The following is an 18,231-nucleotide window of genomic DNA, read 5'->3' on the forward strand; positions in this document are numbered from 1 at the left end:
AAAGTGAGGCTAGGGGAAATAATCCCCTAGCCTCACTTTGTCCTGAACCGGTGGTTTTCTCGGTCGCTACGCTTGTTTATAAACGTTTTGTTTCCGATATTCACCAGGCGGGACACCGGTGATTTTCTTAAACATCCGTATAAAAGAAGTCACGTTCTGGTAGCCGATCTGGAGACTGATTTCTTGCACATTGAGATTGTGGTTCATAAGCAACTCCTTCGCTTTGCGAATTCGGATGGCATTTAGGTGCTCGCTGAAGTTGGTGCCGGTTTTCTCTTTAATATAAACAGACAAGTAGGCAACGGATAAATTCAACTTAGTGGCCAGCAGATCAAGGGACAGATCGTCTGCAAAATGGTTCTCTAAATAGTGCATGATGAGCGAGATGGTTGGATCCTGTTCTTCCTTGATGGTCAAGATAATAGCGGCAGCTGTGGAGAACAGATGGGCATAGAATTGTTTGAACTGGTCGAGCATATAGCATTCTTCCATAAGCTCCATATAGCGCTGCTGCATCGAGGATTCCGCGTCGACTCCATAGGGCACCAATATTTTGACTACCCTTGCAATGATTCCGGCGGCCAACTGCCGAAGCTGTTGGATGCTCGCTTCCTTTCTGTCGAACTGATCGAGCATCCGATTCAAGAATAGGGTACAGAAAGCATGGTTTCCCGCTTGCAAATTCGCGTAGAGCTCCTGCTCCTGTACCACGGTGAACACCAGCTGAGGAGGAATGTGGCGGCGTTCCCGAATCACTTGTATTTCATTGATCGGCCTTGCTCGCTGCGCCATCTCCAGAACTTCACGATAGGCATCGTGAAATTCAGCCGAATGCTCGTGATCCGGGCTGATGGCGATCGTTACCAGGAAATACGGATTATCGCGATCCAACACTTTTTTAAGCATCTCGAGCGCCTGTTCCAGGTCTACGCCGATTTTTTTACCTCGGATCAGAGATAAAATTTGATTGTTTTCGATTTGAAACGTATGGGTGCTAGGAATACATTCCGTCATTACGGCACTGATATACTCCCGAATATAATAAGCCATTCGATCCTTGTTCATCTGTTGGTTCTCGATCGACAGCGTCTTAAAGTGAAGCTGATACAGCACGATGAAGAACGGTTCGTTAATCTCGGCGATATCTGTCCAATCGTTCATGTTGGAGATAATCGCTTTCAATTTATTGATATAACCAAAGTTCGTCAGAAGCGACCGTTTGTCGATCAGATCCTTGTGGATGGCCTCCTTCTCCAGCATCAAATCTCGGACGTTCTGATGGATCAAGTCGAACTCGTGAATGGTGCTTTTCAGCTTGCCCGAATCTCTGCGCAAAAGCACGGTTACCAAATCTTTGACAGGCCGATTGATGTGGCGGCTAAAGAATAGTGAAGCAAGGATGCCAATGATAATCGATAAAGCAGAGATTAGAAGCAAGGTTAGGGTGGTGTTCCTAACCCTCGATTCGATATCGGAATATGGGACGGCGGTTATGTAAGTAAGACTTGCATTGGAAACCGATTCCTTAAAAAAGTAATAATCGCCGGACAAGATGTGACTGGTCCCTTTGGGAAAGACTGGAATATCTGCTGCAGACATCAGGTCAGACGAACGATACAACAACGTACCGTCTTGCTTCAGAATCATGAACTGCCGGTCGTCTTCCTTGCCATAATAAGCTTCCCGCATCCGATCGGCATCAAGCAAAGCAATCACCTGATAGTTGGATGCCGGCATCCGGAACGAGAAGGGGATGAGCCGGACATCCAATGAAGAATTCAAAGTCGACACGTGAAATGTTCGTTCAGGGTGCAGGATGTAATTGTCAGATTGACGGAGATTTTCCTTCCAAAACGAAAGAGGGTAGTCCTCGCTTACATAGAATCGGGAAAACATCATGTCCGCATCGACGCTTCCTTCTTTTTCAAACACGATGGAGGCCGAGTCGAAATAAATCAATACATTGTGGAGGTAAAACATCGGGTTGTATGCCTCGGAACGGAGATGCTTCAGCAGATTCGTCGCGGTCGGGTACGCTAGATCGGCTTCGTTTTTTCTTAGAATTTGGCTGTTGAACGCCGTAACGTACTCATCCGAAAAAAGATCGAACAGCAAGGTCTTCATCCGCTCGAAGTGCATTTGGTACCGTTCCGCCGTATTGGTCAACATCAAACGGTTATACTGAATGATTTCCTTTTGTATGCCCCTGCCGAATAAATGGATGGACAGCAAATTAAACGTGGATAACAGCAAAATGACAATTAAAAAACTCATGAAAATTTTAAAAAATAACATTTGCCGTTTTACGGTCCATTTCATAGAAGGGCGCCCCTCCTTCTTGTAACGCTGTGCCTTAACCTGATTTTACTTATTCTACATTAACACGCCTCGACTTACATAGTTGCTTTTTTTTATGTAGTTATCATTATTTTGGGTGGGACAATGATTCGCCAATGAACACAAGAACGGTACATTTTCAATGCTCCACCACCGTGCTACGATCTGAACAGAAAATGAAAGCGGGTGACAAATGTCGAACTTATCTTCTATGTCCACAACAGAACCGAATATCAGAGCCGGAACCAAACGTTCGGCAACCCTGAGGCGAATTAAAAAGAACTGGGATTTGTACTTGCTCATCTTACCGGTCATGGCCTTCTTTGTAATATTCGAATATTTCCCGATGTACGGCGTGCAGATCGCATTCAAAGATTTTATCGCAACCAAGGGGATTTCAGGAAGTCCATGGGTCGGGTTCAAACACTTTGAGCGTTTTTTTGAAAGCTACTATTTTTGGAGATTGATCCGAAATACGCTCGGCATTGGAGTCTACCAATTGCTGGTTGGCTTCCCGGTGCCCATTGCGCTTGCCCTCCTGATCAACGAGGTGCGTTCTAAGCGGTATAGCCGGTTCGTGCAAACCGTTACTTATGCGCCGCACTTTTTGTCCACAGTAGTGATGGTAGGGATGATCTTCATCTTCCTCTCGCCTCAAACCGGCATATTGAACAGGCTGATCACCTGGTTGTGGGGGGCCCCCATTCCTTTTCTTACGGAGCCGGGTTGGTTCAAAAGCATTTATGTCGGGTCGGGTGTATGGCAGCAAATGGGATGGAGCTCCATCATCTATCTTGCCGCTTTGACCGGTATCGATCAACAGCTTCATGAAGCGGCAAGGGTAGACGGAGCGAGCCGCCTGCAGCGCATCTGGCATATCAATTTACCGGGCATTATGCCCACGATCATCATCTTGCTTATCTTGAATATGGGTTCCTTGCTCAGTGTCGGCTTCGAGAAGGTGTTCTTGATGCAGAATTCGCTTAATATGTCTGCATCCGACATTATCTCGACCCACGTATACCGCAAAGGAATTATCGATGGCCAATACAGTTACTCCGCAGCCGTAGGGTTGTTCAATTCCGTTATCAATTTCACTTTACTTGTAATCGTCAATCGGATTGCCCGAAAAGTAAACGACACCAGTTTGTGGTAGGAGGTGCTGGGATTGAATCGGCAAAGCAACAGTGAAAAAGCTTTTGACTGGATGGTCCATGCTGTGTTGGCGGTCATATGCGTCATCGTATTATATCCGTTAGTGTTTGTTTTGGCCGCATCTATCAGCAGTCCCGAAAAGGTCATGCTAGGCGAGGTTTGGCTGTGGCCCAAACAAATTACGCTCATCGGGTACTATAAAGTTTTTCAAAATAGTGAAATCTTAACGGGTTATATGAACACGATTGTCTATACCCTAGTGGGTACCGCCATCAATCTGGCTATGTCGATCGCGGCTGCGTATCCTCTTGCTCGAAGAGACTTTTACGGCCGCAATCTGTTTGCCGCTTTAATGGTGTTTACCATGTTTTTCAGCGGAGGTATGGTTCCTACTTATCTATTGGTCAAGGATTTAGGGATGCTTAACTCGATGTGGGCGCTTATTATCCCGGGAGCTGTCTCCGTTTATAATATCCTGATTATGCGAACTTTTTTTCAGAACGGCATTCCTCACGAGATGCAAGAAGCCGCTTCAATCGACGGTTGTTCCAATTTGGGTACACTTGTGAGAATTGTGCTGCCGTTATCGATGCCTATAATAGCGGTCATGATCCTGTTCTACAGTGTTGGGCATTGGAACGCCTATTTCAGCGCTCTCATTTATTTGACGGACCGCGACCTCTACCCCTTGCAGCTGTTCCTGCGCGAAATCCTGATTCAGGGACAAATGCAGGAGATGCTGGGTGTTGGCGACGACACGAATGCCAGGGTCATCATGGAAGGCGAAGCCATTAAGTACGCAGTCGTCATCGTAGCCAATTTGCCGGTATTTCTGCTCTATCCGTTCCTTCAGAAGTATTTTGTCAAGGGCGTTATGATCGGTGCGGTCAAAGGGTGAATCCTTTCGCGCACCATGGGCCTGGAAGCTGGATGGTATACGTTAAGCTAAGAAGGTACGCCTTTTAGCCAATAGATTAAAAGGAAATATGGGAGGGAATTCATTCTATGAAAAGAAAGAAATGGCTATCTCTTACAGTGGTCGTGGCTATGAGCGGAAGTCTATTGTCAGCGTGCAGTGGCGGATCGGGAGATACGTCGGAGAATCCGACCAGTCCAACCGATGCCAAGGAAGTAACTAACTTTAACAAAACGGGCATGCCGATCGTGAAAGAGCCCATCTCGCTCACCTTTTTCACAGGGAAAGCGGCGACCAATGGCAACAACTTCGAAGAAACGTTAGTATGGAAAGAATACGCGAAAATGACGAATATTAACGTCAAATTCCAGCTCGTTCCTTTTGAGAATTTAACCGAGAAACGTAATTTGGCGCTCGCGGGCGGAGATTACCCGGACGCCTTTTACTCCTCGAGAATCTCTTCAGCGGATTTAGCGAAATATGGCGCTCAGGGAACCTTCGTCAAGCTGAACGACCTGATCGACAAGTATGCGCCGAATTTTAAGAAACTGATGGAGAAGTACCCGGACTTGAAAAAAGGGCTGACTATGCCTGACGGCGGCATCTATTCATTCCCGTCCTTTTACAGTCCGGACTTTCTTCCTATGCTCATCGGAACTCCGCTGTGGGTCAAGCAGGAGTGGGTGGAGAAGCTCGGCATGAAGGAGCCGACGACAACCGAGGAATTGTATCAATATTTGAAGGCTGTCAAAACTACCGATTTGAACGGAAATGGCCAGGCGGACGAAATTCCTTACGCCGGAGAGGGCATTAATCCCTTTATTGAGCAAATAAGAGGGGCATGGGGCTTCGGGAACCGCGGGTTGGGCCACAAATTCGTCGATGTCGATCCCAAAACGAATGAACTGCGCTTCTTCCGGACGGATCCGAAATACAAAGAGGTCATCGAGTACGTGCGTAAACTATATACGGAAGGCTTAATCGATAAAGAGATTTTCACAATTAAGACAGCTGCCCTGTACGCCAAGGGACAGAAGGGAGTCTTCGGGGCGACGATCAATCCGAATCCGGTGACCCAGATGAGCCAGCCAGGCTATTATGGGCTCGGAGCCTTGAAAGGGCCGTACGGCGATCAGCTCTATACGCATATCAAGGTGCCGGTCGTATGGCCTGGAGCCTTCGTGATCACGGACAAAAATAAATACCCGGAAGCAACGATTCGCTGGATCGACCACTTATACGGCGACGAAGGAGCGACGTTCTATTTCATGGGGGTTGAAGGACAAACCTATAGAAAAGCTGCGGACGGCAAGCTGGAATTTGTCGAAGAAATTACGAAGAATCCGAACGGACTCACGATGGACCAGGCGCTCGCGAAATATATCACCTGGCTCGGCGGCAGCTATCCGGGCTATGTGCAGGAGAAGTATTTCAAAGGCTCCGAGACCTTGCCGGAATCGGTTGCTGTGGGGAAGAAAGCGGAACAGCATAAAATCAAAGAGTTATGGAACGCTTTCAACTTTACAGATCAAGAAACGGAGTTCAGATCGACAGTAGGAAACGATATCCAGAATTATATCGGCGAGATGGAAGCGAAGTTTATTTCCGGTTCTGCCCCGATGTCGGATTGGGATAAATATGTCGCAACCGTCGATAAGATGGGTGTAGCCGAATATATGAAAATCTACAAACAAGCTTACGATCGCTATAAGAAATAATGCGCTGCTTGCCGATTCCAGGGAGGGCGGCATAGTCGCCCTCCTGCTTATCTTCTGAGAGGGGGATCCATCATGGTCTTCAATCGCTGGATCGCCAATGCCAAGCTAATATGCATCGCGCTGGCTCTTTCCATGCTGCTGCCGGCCTGCTCGGATACCCAGCCGCAGGCCACGCCGGTCGCATTGTCCGATCCGAGTCCCAACATAGTGCCTGCCGTACGGACGGAGCAAATATTTGACAAGGCAGCGGATCAAGATCAGCTGACCATCCGTTATTTTTATTTGGCTGGAGATCAATTGATGGGTGACAGCTTTCTGATTGTTTCTCCGGATGGCAAAACGATGCTAGTAGACGCCGGACTTCCGCAAGCCGGACCGCAAGTGGTGGACTATTTAAATAAGCTTGGAATCGATTCTCTGGACATTGCGCTGAATACGCACCCGCATATCGATCATATCGGGGGCTTCGCCACAGTAGCGAAGGAAAAGCAAATCCAGTCGTTTTATATGGTGAATTTGCCGTATACGCAATCGTCGGCATACAACAACGCGATGGGCCCTCTGGAAGCGAAGAAAGTCCCTATCAAGACGCTGGAGGAGGGAGAGGTATTCAACCTGGGAGAGTATGTGAGATTCGAGGTGCTCAGTCCGCCCAAGGATGCTTTGCCCGGAGTTGTGAAGACGTTTTCAGCCCAGGAAATAAACGATTACTCGATGGTGCTCAGGATGACTTATGGCGAGCGCTCGTACTTATTTACCGCGGACATTTACAAACACCGGGAAATTGAGCTTGCCAATTCTCCTTGGAAAGAAAAGCTGAAGTCAGACATGATGGATATTCCTCATCATGGCAGCGAGTCGACTTCTTCTTCGGAACAGTTCTTGCAGGCCGTTTCCCCGCAAATCGTCATCATGAGCCAGAACCTGTTTCAGAGCCCAAACCTGCTGGAACGTCTGGAGAAAAAAGGCGCGAAGGTCTACTCAACAGGCATGCACGGCAACATTATGCTTCGCTCCGACGGAAAGACCATGAGCGTAACGACGGAAAAAGATTGGGTAGGGAGGAAACCATAATGCCGAAACATGACCAAGAACACCAGGAACAATCGACAAATCCCATTAGCAGAAGAAAATTGCTCGCCTCGCTGGGGGCGACCAGTGTGGCCCTCGCAGCCGGTGCCAGTCTGTTTCGAGCCCCTTTCGACGCCGTTGCAAAATCGGTAACGGAGGGGGTATACGGTCCGAATGACCATCCCGTCTTCTCGACCAAAACCTCCAGCGTGAACAACGTTCGTGATTACGGAGCCGTCGGAGACGGAACAACGGATGATACGGCAGCCATTCAAAGCGCATTGAATCAAGCGCTTCAGGCGTCGGGTACGCACGTACATATCCCTCCAGGCACCTATAAAGTTACCGATACGCTGAGGATTTACCGCCATACACGTCTGACCTTGGATCCGGACGCGAAGATTTTACGCTGCCACGATTATTCGTTTCTAGTCAATGGGGATAACGGCCCTGGCTTCCCAGGCTACGAAGGGCATGGAGACTTGTGGATTGAGGGAGGGGTTTGGGAGGGGAACATCCTCCTGTATCCGGATACGTATAATGGATTCGGCTTGGCGAGAGGCAGGAATATCGTGATCCGGAACATCGAGATGCGAGACGTCGTTTCCGCTCACGGTGTCGATATGAACGCCTGCGAGAACGTCGTCATCGAGAATTGCCGGTTCCTCGGCTATCGGGACAGTACGCCGGATCAATCCAGGGATTATGCGGAAGCGATTCAGTTGGCCAATCATACGCAGGAAGGGTTTAGCCAAATGGGAGCGTTCGATGGAACGCCATGCCGGAACGTTACGGTCCGCAACTGCTACTTCGGGGCCAGTGGAACGCCAGGCACCCAAGCATGGCCTTCGGGGGTCGGCAATCATTACGCTGTCTACGACCTTTATAACTCGAATATTAAAATCGTTGACAATACCTTCGAAGGGATGACATTCGCCGGGGTGCGAAGCTTCAAATTCGCCGAACTGTTCATCTCGAACAACTTGTTCCTGAACTGCAACAGGGGCGTTATGCTGTCCAATCCGGCGGGAGATACCAATTCATCCAAGGACGCGGCGGGTAACCAGACCGGTCTGCCGCAATCCAGTAAAAATATTGTAATAACCGGTAACATATTCAAGGGGACGAAGTCCGAAACGATATATTGCGTAGGTTGGCCCAAAACGGCAATCATTCATGCCAAAGTGGAATCGGTCATCATCGCTGACAATGTATTCGATCATGGATTGTCGAGCAAAAATTGCATCACTCTGCGATGGGTGCACCATGTGACCATAACCGGCAATACGTTTCGCAATCAGTATCGGGGAATCTGGTTATCGTATGTAACCAAAGCCACGATCAGCCAGAATGTCTTCCAGGATATGATCGTGGAGGCGATTTACTCTGAAGAGCCTGATGCCGATTACAAAAACCGCGGACTCACGGCTGACATTCAAGTGCTCCATAATCAGATCGATCGCTGCGGCAGAACCGGCATTTATATCCAGAGTATGGAGAGTTTTCAGGTCATAGGCAATATCATTCATTCTCCGGCAACGGAAACCCATAATACGCGAAGCGGTATCCTCGTCGCGAATTCCGCGAAAAAAGGGAAGGTGGCAAGTAATCGGATTACAAAAGCTCTGACCGGCAATCAAAACCAATATGGTGTAAGCGTCACCGGCACATGCAGCGACGTGCAGGTTGCCGACAACATAGCCGAAGGCGTGACGGCTGCCGTATCCGTCCAAGGTTCAACGAACTTTGACGGAATTTACTTGCACAGTCCGAACGGGACCAGGTATAAGATGACCATTGGCAACGACGGCGCTATCCTCCATAGCCCCGCTTAATTAACACGTGAACGCCAACGCCGAGGACCTCTGGGGTGATTAACTCCAGAGGTTTTTCATATTTGTACGCCTTAGGTCCCATGTGCTTTGATAAATGCCAAAATCGACGTTAAAGACACTTGATTCAAAGGCTTCTCGGTCGTGATCGCGCTGAACAAGTCACCCGTTTCCTTCAATCGGGCGGGCATTGTGGCCATCGTAAATTCCAATGGGGACACTCCGCGCTCCAATTCGGACCATCGCAACGGCGCGGATACCGTGGCTTCTTTTCGAGCCCGGCAGGAGTAGGGCGCGGCGATCGTCCGGCCTCGCCAGAGCTGGAGATAGTCCAAGTACAGTTTGCGGCCGCGCCGATCCACAACCCGATCGAGCGTGATCCGGTCCGGCAGCCGCTTCGCCAAATATCCGGCCAGGAACGCATTAATGCGTCTTACTGCCTCATATGGATATTCCGGCATGATCGGAACGAAGACTTGCAGTCCGGTTGCCCCCGACGTTTTCGGCACGCTAGGGAGGGATAATGAGTCGAGTACCGCTTTCACCTCCAGCGCCACTTCCGTTACCAAGCCGAAGCTATGTTCATCCGGCGGATCCAGATCCAGCACCAGCTCAGAGGGATGATCCAAATGCGCGACAGGATCAAACGGGACGTGAAGCTCCAATGCATCCTGGTTCGCAAGCCAGACCAAAGTGGCCAGGTCGTTCAGCAGAATGCGGAACTTTTGCTTGTATTCTACCCGGGCAATCCAGTCGGGGGCGTGGGGACGAAGGGAGCGCTCCTCGAATTTCCGCTTGCCTACGCCCTCCGGATACCTCCATATCATCAGCATCCGATCCCTGGTGTATGGGAGCAAGTAAGGTGCGACAGAGGTTAAATACGTGATATAATCCCGCTTCGTTATCCCTAATTCCGGCCATAGGACGCGATCCGGATTCGTGATGGTTACGGTCTTCCCCTCAATCGTGACTGTGATCTCGCTCATGTTCGACTCCGAAACTGTGATTTCGTCTGCCCTTCTTATACGCATCAAGCGAACTTCATTCGGAAATGCTAAAGGAATGGTTCCCCATTGTAGGGACAATTATCAACGATTTTGTTCCTTTCGCCTCGGATCGGATAGGCACATAGAGGAGGTCTTATGCCGACAGTCACCGTTAATGACACGCAACTGTACTATGAAGTGCACGGCACGGGCGTTCCGATCTTGTTCCTGCATCCTCCCCTGCTCACATCGGCTAATTTCCGGCACCAGCAACAGCAGCTGGCGGATTCCTTTCAAGTAGTGACCGTCGATCTGCGTGGGCACGGCAAGAGCGCCGCCTCCTCGGTTCCGGTGACCTACTCGGTTATGGCGGAGGATTTGCGGCAGCTGCTCGATTATTTGGAGCTGAAGCAGGTAGTCTTGTGCGGGTACTCATCGGGAGGAGGGATTGCTCTCGAGATGATGGTCACATATCCCGACCGCTTCCTAGGTGCCGCGTTGGTCAGCACGATGCCCGAGGTGGCAGACGTGCGGCTCAAGTTCTGGTTGTTCACGGCGATCGGTTTCTCGAGCTGGGATTGGTCCAAACGGCTGCTGGCCTTAGTCGTTTCCATCGGCAATGCGGACAGTTGGATGACGTTTCGGGAGCTGTTGCGGCATTCGGTTGAGGGAAGCCGGGCGAATGTGGTGCAATATTATCGGGCCGCCAGGCAATATAGCTGCACGAGCGAGATGCCTAGGGTCCGCAAGCCGATCCTGCTGTTATATGGCAAGAAAGACAAAGCGTTTCACAAGTATGCCCACGAGCTTAAGAAGTGTCTCCCGAATGCCGAACTGGCCTTCCTGGAGGGCGCGAACCATCAAATCCCGACGAAGAACGCGGCGGAGATGAACCGGCTGCTGCGGGATTGGATGAACCGCCATTTTGAATCGCCCGATTCGGTCGGAACGGTTATGCCTGAGCTCCTCACACGACTACCCGAAGGGCAAGAACAAGTACCTCTGGAATAGTTTGGTCCGGGGGTTTTTTCTTGTCCCCAATCGTACCTAATCTGGGGTGAAATTACTAATAGCTGTTGATTACGGCTTCATCCCAAAGGACACCCTACGACTAGCCACATATCGTTTGAGGAAGGGGTTGCTACTCGATGAAAAGGATGATCTTGCTTCTGTTACTTGTGTTCCCGCTGATGCTGGGACATGCCAATGCACCAGTTTACGCGGAGCCTTATGAAACTTACGGAGACGACGAGCAAACCAACACCATTCAACCGTACAAACGCGGCGGATATCGTTCTCCCTCCCGCAGCTACAATCCTGGAGTAGGGACCCCGACGCGTACGACTCCGACAAGGCCGGATACGGCACGCACTCCGGTCACTACGACCCCTCGCACCGGGTTCGGCGGATTTTGGGGCGGGATGTTCGGAGGATTGGCGTTCGGGACGATTTTAGGTTCGCTGTTCAACCCTATGGCCGGATTTACGCTAGGTACGCCCATTCTTTCGCTGCTAAGCATCGCCATCTGGGTCGTCCTCATTGTCGTCGTGGTGCGATTCATACGCCGGGCTCGGAATAAAGGATATTAATCAAAGACAGGAGACGTATCCATGCCTGCTGTAAAACCATTTGATTCCAAGGTCATTTCCCTGCTGCAAGAAAGGATCCAACGGATCCGAACCGATCGAGGAGCCATCTACCTGGTCGGACCGATTAAACTGCCGGTTAACTTGTTCGGTGAGACGGCGCAGTTCCAATGGTATTGCTGGCTGAATTGCAGCGAGGTGACGGACGATTTGGAGCGCATTATCGCGAATTTATCTTCCACTAATTTAGCTGAATATCAGCAATCCAGCGTTCTTGTCCATGGGGATTTCCAAAATGCCGACCATGCCTTAATCCGGTTTCATTCCATTTGTCATACCGGAGATATTTTCGGAAGCAAACGATGTGACTGCGGGTATCAGTTGAAACAGTCGATGAAGCATATTGCCGAGCATGGGAATGGGGCTTTATTTTATTTGGCGAACCATGAAGGGCGGGGAATCGGGCTATTCAGCAAAGCGCTTGCCTATATCCTTCAGGAGAACGGATATGACACGGTGGAGGCCAATCTTCAGCTTGGTTTTGCGGACGATGCACGCGATTACAGCGATGCGATCCAAGTACTGAAAGCCCTTCGGACAAAGCCCGTCACGCTCATCACGAATAACCCCAGAAAACTAGACGCTTTGAAAAAGGCGGGTATGGATGTAGAGGATCGGGTGCAGCTTTGGGGAGATGTGTCCGAATACAATGAGAATTATTTGAAGACCAAAATTGAGCGATCCGGACATTTGAATGAAGGTCAAGGCTGCTGCGATAATGATTAGTGTTGTGGAAGGCGATTTCAATGGGAAACGGAGCCCTCGCGCGTTGGCGGGCTCCGTTTCCATTTGTTTTAATCTTTATAAGTCAATGTCGCCTCGTCGATATAGGCGGTCATCCTCGCTCCGCCGGTGGAATACACCATCAGGTTCACCAGCGTCGTTCCGGCAGGGGCTAAGCCGGAGATGACGACGGGAGTCCATTCGTTCAATGGGTTCGCGCCGGCGAAAGCCACACCTACGCGCGTTCCGGCATTGTTGTAGAACTGCAGGTAGATTTGCAATCCGGTAGAAGGTCCCTTATTGTACATCAGGAATGAAGCCTGATACGTCTTCCCGGGAATGCCCGGGGTGTTCACCGTCTGTATCGCATTGGTCGCCGAAGCGTTGTCGTCGATGAATTTCAGGCTTCGCTCACCGGCATAAGTGACGGCGTGCGCGGTCAGGACGTTTCGCGGAGATGTGTTCCAGGCCGTCCATCCCGGGACGGCGCCGTCATTCCCTTGCGGTTGTTCGAACCCGGGATTGACGATCGGTACGACATTCGCATAAGTGGCGACGAGTGGAAGATCATTTTGGGCGATCAGCTGATCGTCCGCCGTCAACAGCTTCCATCGAATTTTATAAGCGCCCGGCTGGTCGGCTATGATCGTCCAAGGCATCGTCTCGCTATATTGAGGCGATACGTTGAATCCGGTCGAACGGAACTGTCCGGTGTTCGTAAAAGAGTAGCTTTGATTGCCATCCTGGATCTGGAACTTCAGATTACCGGTCGCCGGGGACAAGTTCTCCACCACGATCTTCACGCCCGCATAGCCTTCCGCGCTGACGATCGAGGAATCGAGCGTGACCGGCAGATTGGCGTAGACGCCGTACGTCACGCTAGTGGCGGCGGACGCGAACCGGTAAGCCGAACGGGCCGGCTTCGCCTGGACGGTGAAGCTCTGGCTCGTCTGTGCCAGTGTGCCGCCGAGCGAATCCTTCAGCTTCACCGCGACCGTATAAGTACCGGCTGTCGAGAACGTCAGCTGCCAGTTGTTCTCTTCGATCACTTGCACCGGGATCGTTAAGCCAGGTTTGCCGTAATCGCCCTGATTGACGAAGGCGGTCTTGGCCCCCGCACTGTCCGTATATTCGAACGCAACATTGCCCGGTCCGGCGGTCTTCTCCAGCGTGTAATAAGCATTCTGCAGCGGTTCCTTGCCCGGTTTCTGCGTCTTGATCAGGACGGGCATCGCGGTTGGAACGGTCTCGGTAACGGCCGTCATCGGGGTATCGACACTCAGCTCATAGGCGGACTGAGTCCGGTCCTTCACCCGTACGAGCACGGAGGAGGAGTATTTGCCGTCCGCCGTCGTCACCGTGATCGTTGCCGTTCCTAGTGCGATAGGGGTGATCACACCCGAGGCGTTCACCGTGGCGACCGAGCTGTTGCTCGTGGACCATGTGAATGTACGTCTCGTCGCGAAGGAAGGATAGACGGTAGCCGTTAGAGCCAGAGTGTCGCCCAAGAACAAGTCGGCTTCCTGCCGATCCAGCGTCACGTAGTTGGCGGCTATCGTGTTGTCTTCGATCGTATACCGCCACAAGCTTGCCTCGTCTTCTTTTTTCTTGAAATAGAAGTTGCCATAGTTGTCCTGAGTGAGCAGGGAGGCGCCTTTGGCCAATGTGGTGATCTTCGGTTTCCCGTCTACGATATCGATCCGGAAGAAGTTGTCTCCCGCGATCGTGCCGTATACGTGACCATCCGCGACGCTAGTCTCCAACTCCGCATCCCGCCAAGTGCCCACCGCTTCCGGGAATGCATCGAGCGTATACTCGTTCAGCACCTTCCGGTTTATCGGATCGAAGACGAAGAACGTCCCCTGGGCGAATCCCCAAATGTTGCCGTCCGGCCCGACGATGAGCTGGTTCACCGCCCCTTTGCCCGGCACCGGCACGGTGACGAATTCCGCCGTCTTCGTAGCGATATCGAACACGAACAGCTTGCCGTCCGCATAGGGCCATTCCGTGCCGAGCCCTCCGCTGTATGAAGTCCCGCCGTATACTTTGCCGTTCTTATAGGCGAGCGAGACTACACTTTGGTTCGGCACAAGGTTCCGGAATACCTCATAGGCCCCGGTAGCCGGATCGTAGATCGTTAGCGCTCCCCCGCTCGTCGCGTAGTCCGGGACGGTCCCGATCAACACTTTGCCCAGCTCGGGAACCCCCAACATCGCGTAAGGGCGGTCCTGCTGGTAATTCGTTTTGAGCTCGAATTTGCTCACGACGCTGGTGTTCAGTCTCCACGCCTGGGTCGTGTTGTATTCGTAGATTTTCGCTCCTGGGTAGACGCCGAAATACATTTTGTTGCCGAGCGCGGTCATGCCCTCCGTTTGTCCGATCGAATTGTTGGTCGACGTGCCGTCGTCCGGGTTGAAAATGCCCATGCCGCCCGGGAGGAAGCCCGCCGAGTAAATTTTGCCGTCCGTAGAGCGGCCGAGTGTATGCAGCTTGATCGCTACTTTGGGCAAAGCGACGTTCGTAATCCGCAGCGTTTTGTTCTCCAGGTTGTATTTGAAGAAGCCCCCGCCCGTATTGCCGTTGAAGCCGACGAGCGTGTAGCCGGGGTAGTTCGGATCGTCCAATTGCAGAATGCCCCAGCCGATCGTATTCGCCTTGAAGTCGATCTTGCCCGCCGCCGTCGTCAAGTCGGTGATCGTGTTCGTCTGCAGGTCGTAAGCTTTTAGAATGCCGCCGAAGGTCAAATAGACGATATCTCCGTAAGGCGACTTCTCGGAAATTCCCCGGGAATGGATGGCCAGCGTGCCGAAATCCTTGACGACCGCGCCGGTGTTCTTGTCGAGCACGATGAGACCGAAGTTCGCGTCCATCTTCAGGAACAGCTTATTCCCGACCAGATTCATATCATACGTCAACTTATACGAATTGCGGATGGAGTCGGGGAGCATCTCTTGCTTGCTGCCGGTGGCGAGATCATATTTGATGAGGGAAGCTTTGCTGCCGCCGACCCCGACGAACAAAGCGTTCTGCTCCTCGTCGTATGCGATGGTCCGCGCGTAGGGCTGATCGGCAACCATTGTGCCCAGCTCCGTCGTCTGCTTGGTAGCGGGATTGAACTTGAACACTTTGCTGTCCGGGTAAGAACCGTAGTAGATATTCCCGTCCTTATCCTCCGCCATGTCGTACAGCACAGCACCGGGCACCGTGGATTGCGGGCTGCCCATATCCTCGACGCGGTTTGCGACCGGATCGTACTGGAATAAGGTCGCCCTCGTGTACGTGCCGAGATACACTTTGCCATCCTTCGCGGTATAGATGCCCCAGGCGCCTTCCGCGTTGGGAAGATCGAACTCCTTCAGGACGCGCTCCGTCGTCACGTCCAGCACGACGAACCTGGCGTCCGGCTTGCCGGTGACAACCGTATACCCGACCGCGCGGCCGTTCTCCACACCGAACGCTCCGCGGTAGATCCCGTCCTGGAACACCTGATGGCCGAGATCCATGATGGACGCCGTGACGGACAGCTGCTTCTCCGAGCTCGCCATCGTTTGGCCTTGGGCATCGACGAGAAGGAACGACATGACATAATCGCCTACTTTGGAAAATTTGACAGTCCAATCCGTCCGGTGGATTGCCCCTGCGGCGAGCGGGAAGCCTTCCGCCAAGTAGCTCCCGCTATTCAGGATGCTGTAGGGCACGCCGCTCGCGTCGGGGGCCGACAAGAAGACGTCGCCGGGTCCCGACTTCCTCTCCACCACATAGTGAAGAGGACCGGCGGCCGATGCGGCGGAGCCGATCGCGATCATGGGAACCGTCATGTATGTACCGGCGCCCAGCGTGGCCGGGAAGTCGACGCGCAATTGCGTGTTGGCAGGAGCAACCACGGTTACTTGTGCCTGGTCCGATTTTTTGCTTCGATCGGCCGATGTCGCCGTGATCGTCGCCGTTCCGACCCCAACCCCGGTGACGAGCCCGGACTCATTGACGGTTGCGATAGAAGGGGCGCTGCTCGACCAAATGAGCTCCGAATTGGTGGCTTGGGCTGGCTTCACCGTGGCTGTCAATTGGCCGGATTCGCCTACGACTACGGTTAGCTTATCTTGATCCAGCTTTACATTCCCGACAGGAATGGTACCTCCCGGATTGGCGGACGGTCCGGATTCGCTGTCCGTCGCAGCCATTCCGATCCCGCTCCATAACACTTGAAGGATAAGTGAGATTGCCAGTAGAACGCTTATTCTCGAATAACGTTGTCTGAAAGCATGCATGGTCCCGGTTTCCCTCCATTCGAATAGTGGTTATCCCTATTACAGACTTGAAAGCCTCCTTTCATCGATTTGAAACCGATTACATTTTGATGAAAAATAGGAACAACTATGGTACCTATATCTGTAGTTTAGAGTTCCCCTTCGTCATCTGTCAACGAAAAAAAAGAAGCCGCCGGCAAAAGGCCGGTCGGCTCCTTTCACATGTTTATGGAAACAGGCGGTCGACGAGCTGCTCCGGGCTTTCCAGACCGGCCCAGAACTTCTTCATGCTTCGCTCCATCTCCTGTGGTTTGCCCAGATCCGGGAACAAGTCGAAAATAAAATGGGACTCCTCGAGCTGCTCCGGATGAATGCCTAGCGCGCTCCGCTCATAGGGAGACCAGACCGCGCGGTTCACGCTGTTATAGATCGAGAGAAAGCCGGTTTCCCGGGCCATCCGGCTTTGGAATTCGACATCGAGCGCGAGCTGAAGGAATCGCTTCGCCAACTCGATGTTGGGGCTTAATCGGGAGATCATCAATCCGTTGGCGATTAATAAGCTGCCCTTCGAGCCTCCGGGCCGCTTGGGCAGCGGGAGCACCTGCACCGGGAACGGCTGCCGCCTCATATTGGTGGCGAGCGTCGTCGTGAGAATCATCGCTATTCGGCCCTCATCGAACAGCTCGTTCAAGAACGCCCAGTCTCCCACTTCTGTCGCGGGACAAAGCTGTTCCTTATAAATCATGTTGCGCATAAACCGAAGCGCATCCCGGATGCCTTCCGCCGGCAAATAAGCGGAGCGGTACGCTTGCGGCTGCCGGTTGTAGCTGTATTTCATCGCGAGCACCGGCCAGCGGATGATGGAGCTCGACAACCCGAACCCGTACGTCTCGTTCATCCCGTCCCGATCCTCGTCGCGGGTCAGCCGTTTGGCCGCGTGGACGAACTCGTCCAGGCTCCAGCCTTCGATCGGCTTGTGGATACCGGCGGCGTCGAAGAGCTGCGGGTTGCAGGCCAAGAAGATGGGGGAGTACGTTGCGGGAACCGCATAGAGCTGATCTTGTTTGCGGAAGATCCCGGCTACTTTCTCAGGGATGTCGCTTAGATCCGCGATCAGGTCCTCTACGGGTACGAATTCCTTGACGTTAAACTCGGCGAAATGCCGGTCCCACGCGAGTACGATATCCGGCTTCAGTCCGAGTCCGGTCAAGTCGTGCATAATATTTTCGACCAAATACCCGGTATACAGCAGCTTCACTTCGACGTTCGGAAACTGCTGTCGGAACATGGAGATGAGGATGGGCAGCGCGCTCTCGGCGAACGATGACCGGTACGGGCTCAGCACGACCAGCGTATTCGTGTCGTACGGCAGGGCAGGGAGCTGGTCCGCCACTTTGTTGCCGCGGCCTCTCATGCGGACAATGAGCCCTTCCTCCGTCAGCAGCTCCAGCGCTTGCCTCAGGGAATTGCGGCTGATCGAGTACTTCCGGCACAGCTCCACCTCGGGGAGCAAGTATTGCCCCGGCTTCAGATACCCCGACACAATCTCGGTCCTCAGCAGCCCGGCCATCTCAACGTAGCGAAAATCGTCTCTTTTCAT

General features: G+C 52.2%; 12 protein-coding genes. 8 read left to right on the top strand and 4 right to left on the bottom strand.

Annotation, left to right across the window (positions count from 1 at the left end; translation table 11 throughout):
* Positions 1 to 66: 66 nt before the first annotated feature.
* Positions 67 to 2,319 (bottom strand): helix-turn-helix domain-containing protein, encoded by a 2,253-nt coding sequence (locus ACI5FR_RS10670; protein ID WP_405454205.1) that lies wholly within the window; start codon positions 2,317 to 2,319, stop codon positions 67 to 69.
* A gap of 229 nt (positions 2,320 to 2,548) precedes the next feature.
* Here ACI5FR_RS10670 and ACI5FR_RS10675 point away from each other — a divergent pair, with 229 nt between their 5' ends.
* From ACI5FR_RS10675 to ACI5FR_RS10695, 5 genes are all read left to right on the top strand, one after another.
* Positions 2,549 to 3,493: an ABC transporter permease gene (locus ACI5FR_RS10675; protein WP_405454313.1), complete on the top strand. Its 945-nt coding sequence runs from the start codon at positions 2,549 to 2,551 to the stop codon at positions 3,491 to 3,493.
* Positions 3,494 to 3,544: 51 nt separating this feature from the next.
* Entirely contained in the window at positions 3,545 to 4,390 is an 846-nt protein-coding gene (locus tag ACI5FR_RS10680; protein ID WP_405454314.1) for a carbohydrate ABC transporter permease, read from the top strand.
* Between the two features lie 107 nt (positions 4,391 to 4,497).
* Entirely contained in the window at positions 4,498 to 6,126 is a 1,629-nt protein-coding gene (locus ACI5FR_RS10685; protein WP_405454208.1) for an extracellular solute-binding protein, read from the top strand.
* A 72-nt stretch (positions 6,127 to 6,198) separates the two neighbouring features.
* Positions 6,199 to 7,200, top strand: coding sequence for a ComEC/Rec2 family competence protein (locus ACI5FR_RS10690; protein ID WP_405454211.1), 1,002 nt, complete (start codon positions 6,199 to 6,201; stop codon positions 7,198 to 7,200).
* A complete protein-coding gene (locus tag ACI5FR_RS10695; protein ID WP_405454213.1) occupies positions 7,200 to 9,032 on the top strand; it encodes a right-handed parallel beta-helix repeat-containing protein in 1,833 nt (610 codons plus the stop codon). Before ACI5FR_RS10690 ends, ACI5FR_RS10695 begins: the two co-directional genes overlap by 1 nt.
* A 71-nt stretch (positions 9,033 to 9,103) precedes the next feature.
* Here ACI5FR_RS10695 and ligD read toward each other — a convergent pair whose 3' ends face one another.
* The gene (gene ligD / locus ACI5FR_RS10700) at positions 9,104 to 10,015 is read right to left on the bottom strand and encodes a non-homologous end-joining DNA ligase (RefSeq protein WP_405454215.1); all 912 of its coding nucleotides are present in this window, start codon (positions 10,013 to 10,015) and stop codon (positions 9,104 to 9,106) included.
* A 156-nt stretch (positions 10,016 to 10,171) separates the two neighbouring features.
* Between ligD and ACI5FR_RS10705 the strand changes: the two genes are divergently transcribed.
* From ACI5FR_RS10705 to ACI5FR_RS10715, 3 genes are all read left to right on the top strand, one after another.
* Positions 10,172 to 11,026, top strand: a complete 855-nt coding sequence (locus tag ACI5FR_RS10705; RefSeq protein ID WP_405454217.1) for an alpha/beta fold hydrolase — start codon at positions 10,172 to 10,174, stop codon at positions 11,024 to 11,026.
* A 137-nt stretch (positions 11,027 to 11,163) separates the two neighbouring features.
* On the top strand, positions 11,164 to 11,604 hold the full coding sequence (locus tag ACI5FR_RS10710) for a hypothetical protein (RefSeq protein ID WP_405454219.1): 441 nt from the start codon (positions 11,164 to 11,166) through the stop codon (positions 11,602 to 11,604).
* Positions 11,605 to 11,625: 21 nt separating this feature from the next.
* A complete protein-coding gene (locus tag ACI5FR_RS10715; protein ID WP_405454221.1) occupies positions 11,626 to 12,387 on the top strand; it encodes a GTP cyclohydrolase II in 762 nt (253 codons plus the stop codon).
* 68 nt (positions 12,388 to 12,455) lie between these two features.
* On the opposite strand, the gene ACI5FR_RS10720 is transcribed toward ACI5FR_RS10715, so the two are convergent.
* Together ACI5FR_RS10720 and ACI5FR_RS10725 are read right to left on the bottom strand one after the other, a co-directional pair.
* Positions 12,456 to 16,565 carry an Ig-like domain-containing protein gene (locus ACI5FR_RS10720; protein ID WP_405454223.1) on the bottom strand — a complete coding sequence of 1,370 codons (4,110 nt, stop codon included), beginning with the start codon at positions 16,563 to 16,565 and terminating at the stop codon, positions 12,456 to 12,458.
* 292 nt (positions 16,566 to 16,857) lie between these two features.
* Positions 16,858 to 18,231, bottom strand: a complete 1,374-nt coding sequence (locus tag ACI5FR_RS10725; protein ID WP_405454225.1) for an extracellular solute-binding protein — start codon at positions 18,229 to 18,231, stop codon at positions 16,858 to 16,860.

It is taken from the genome of Paenibacillus sp. HJGM_3, from assembly GCF_045062745.1.
Classification (GTDB): domain Bacteria; phylum Bacillota; class Bacilli; order Paenibacillales; family NBRC-103111; genus Paenibacillus_AA.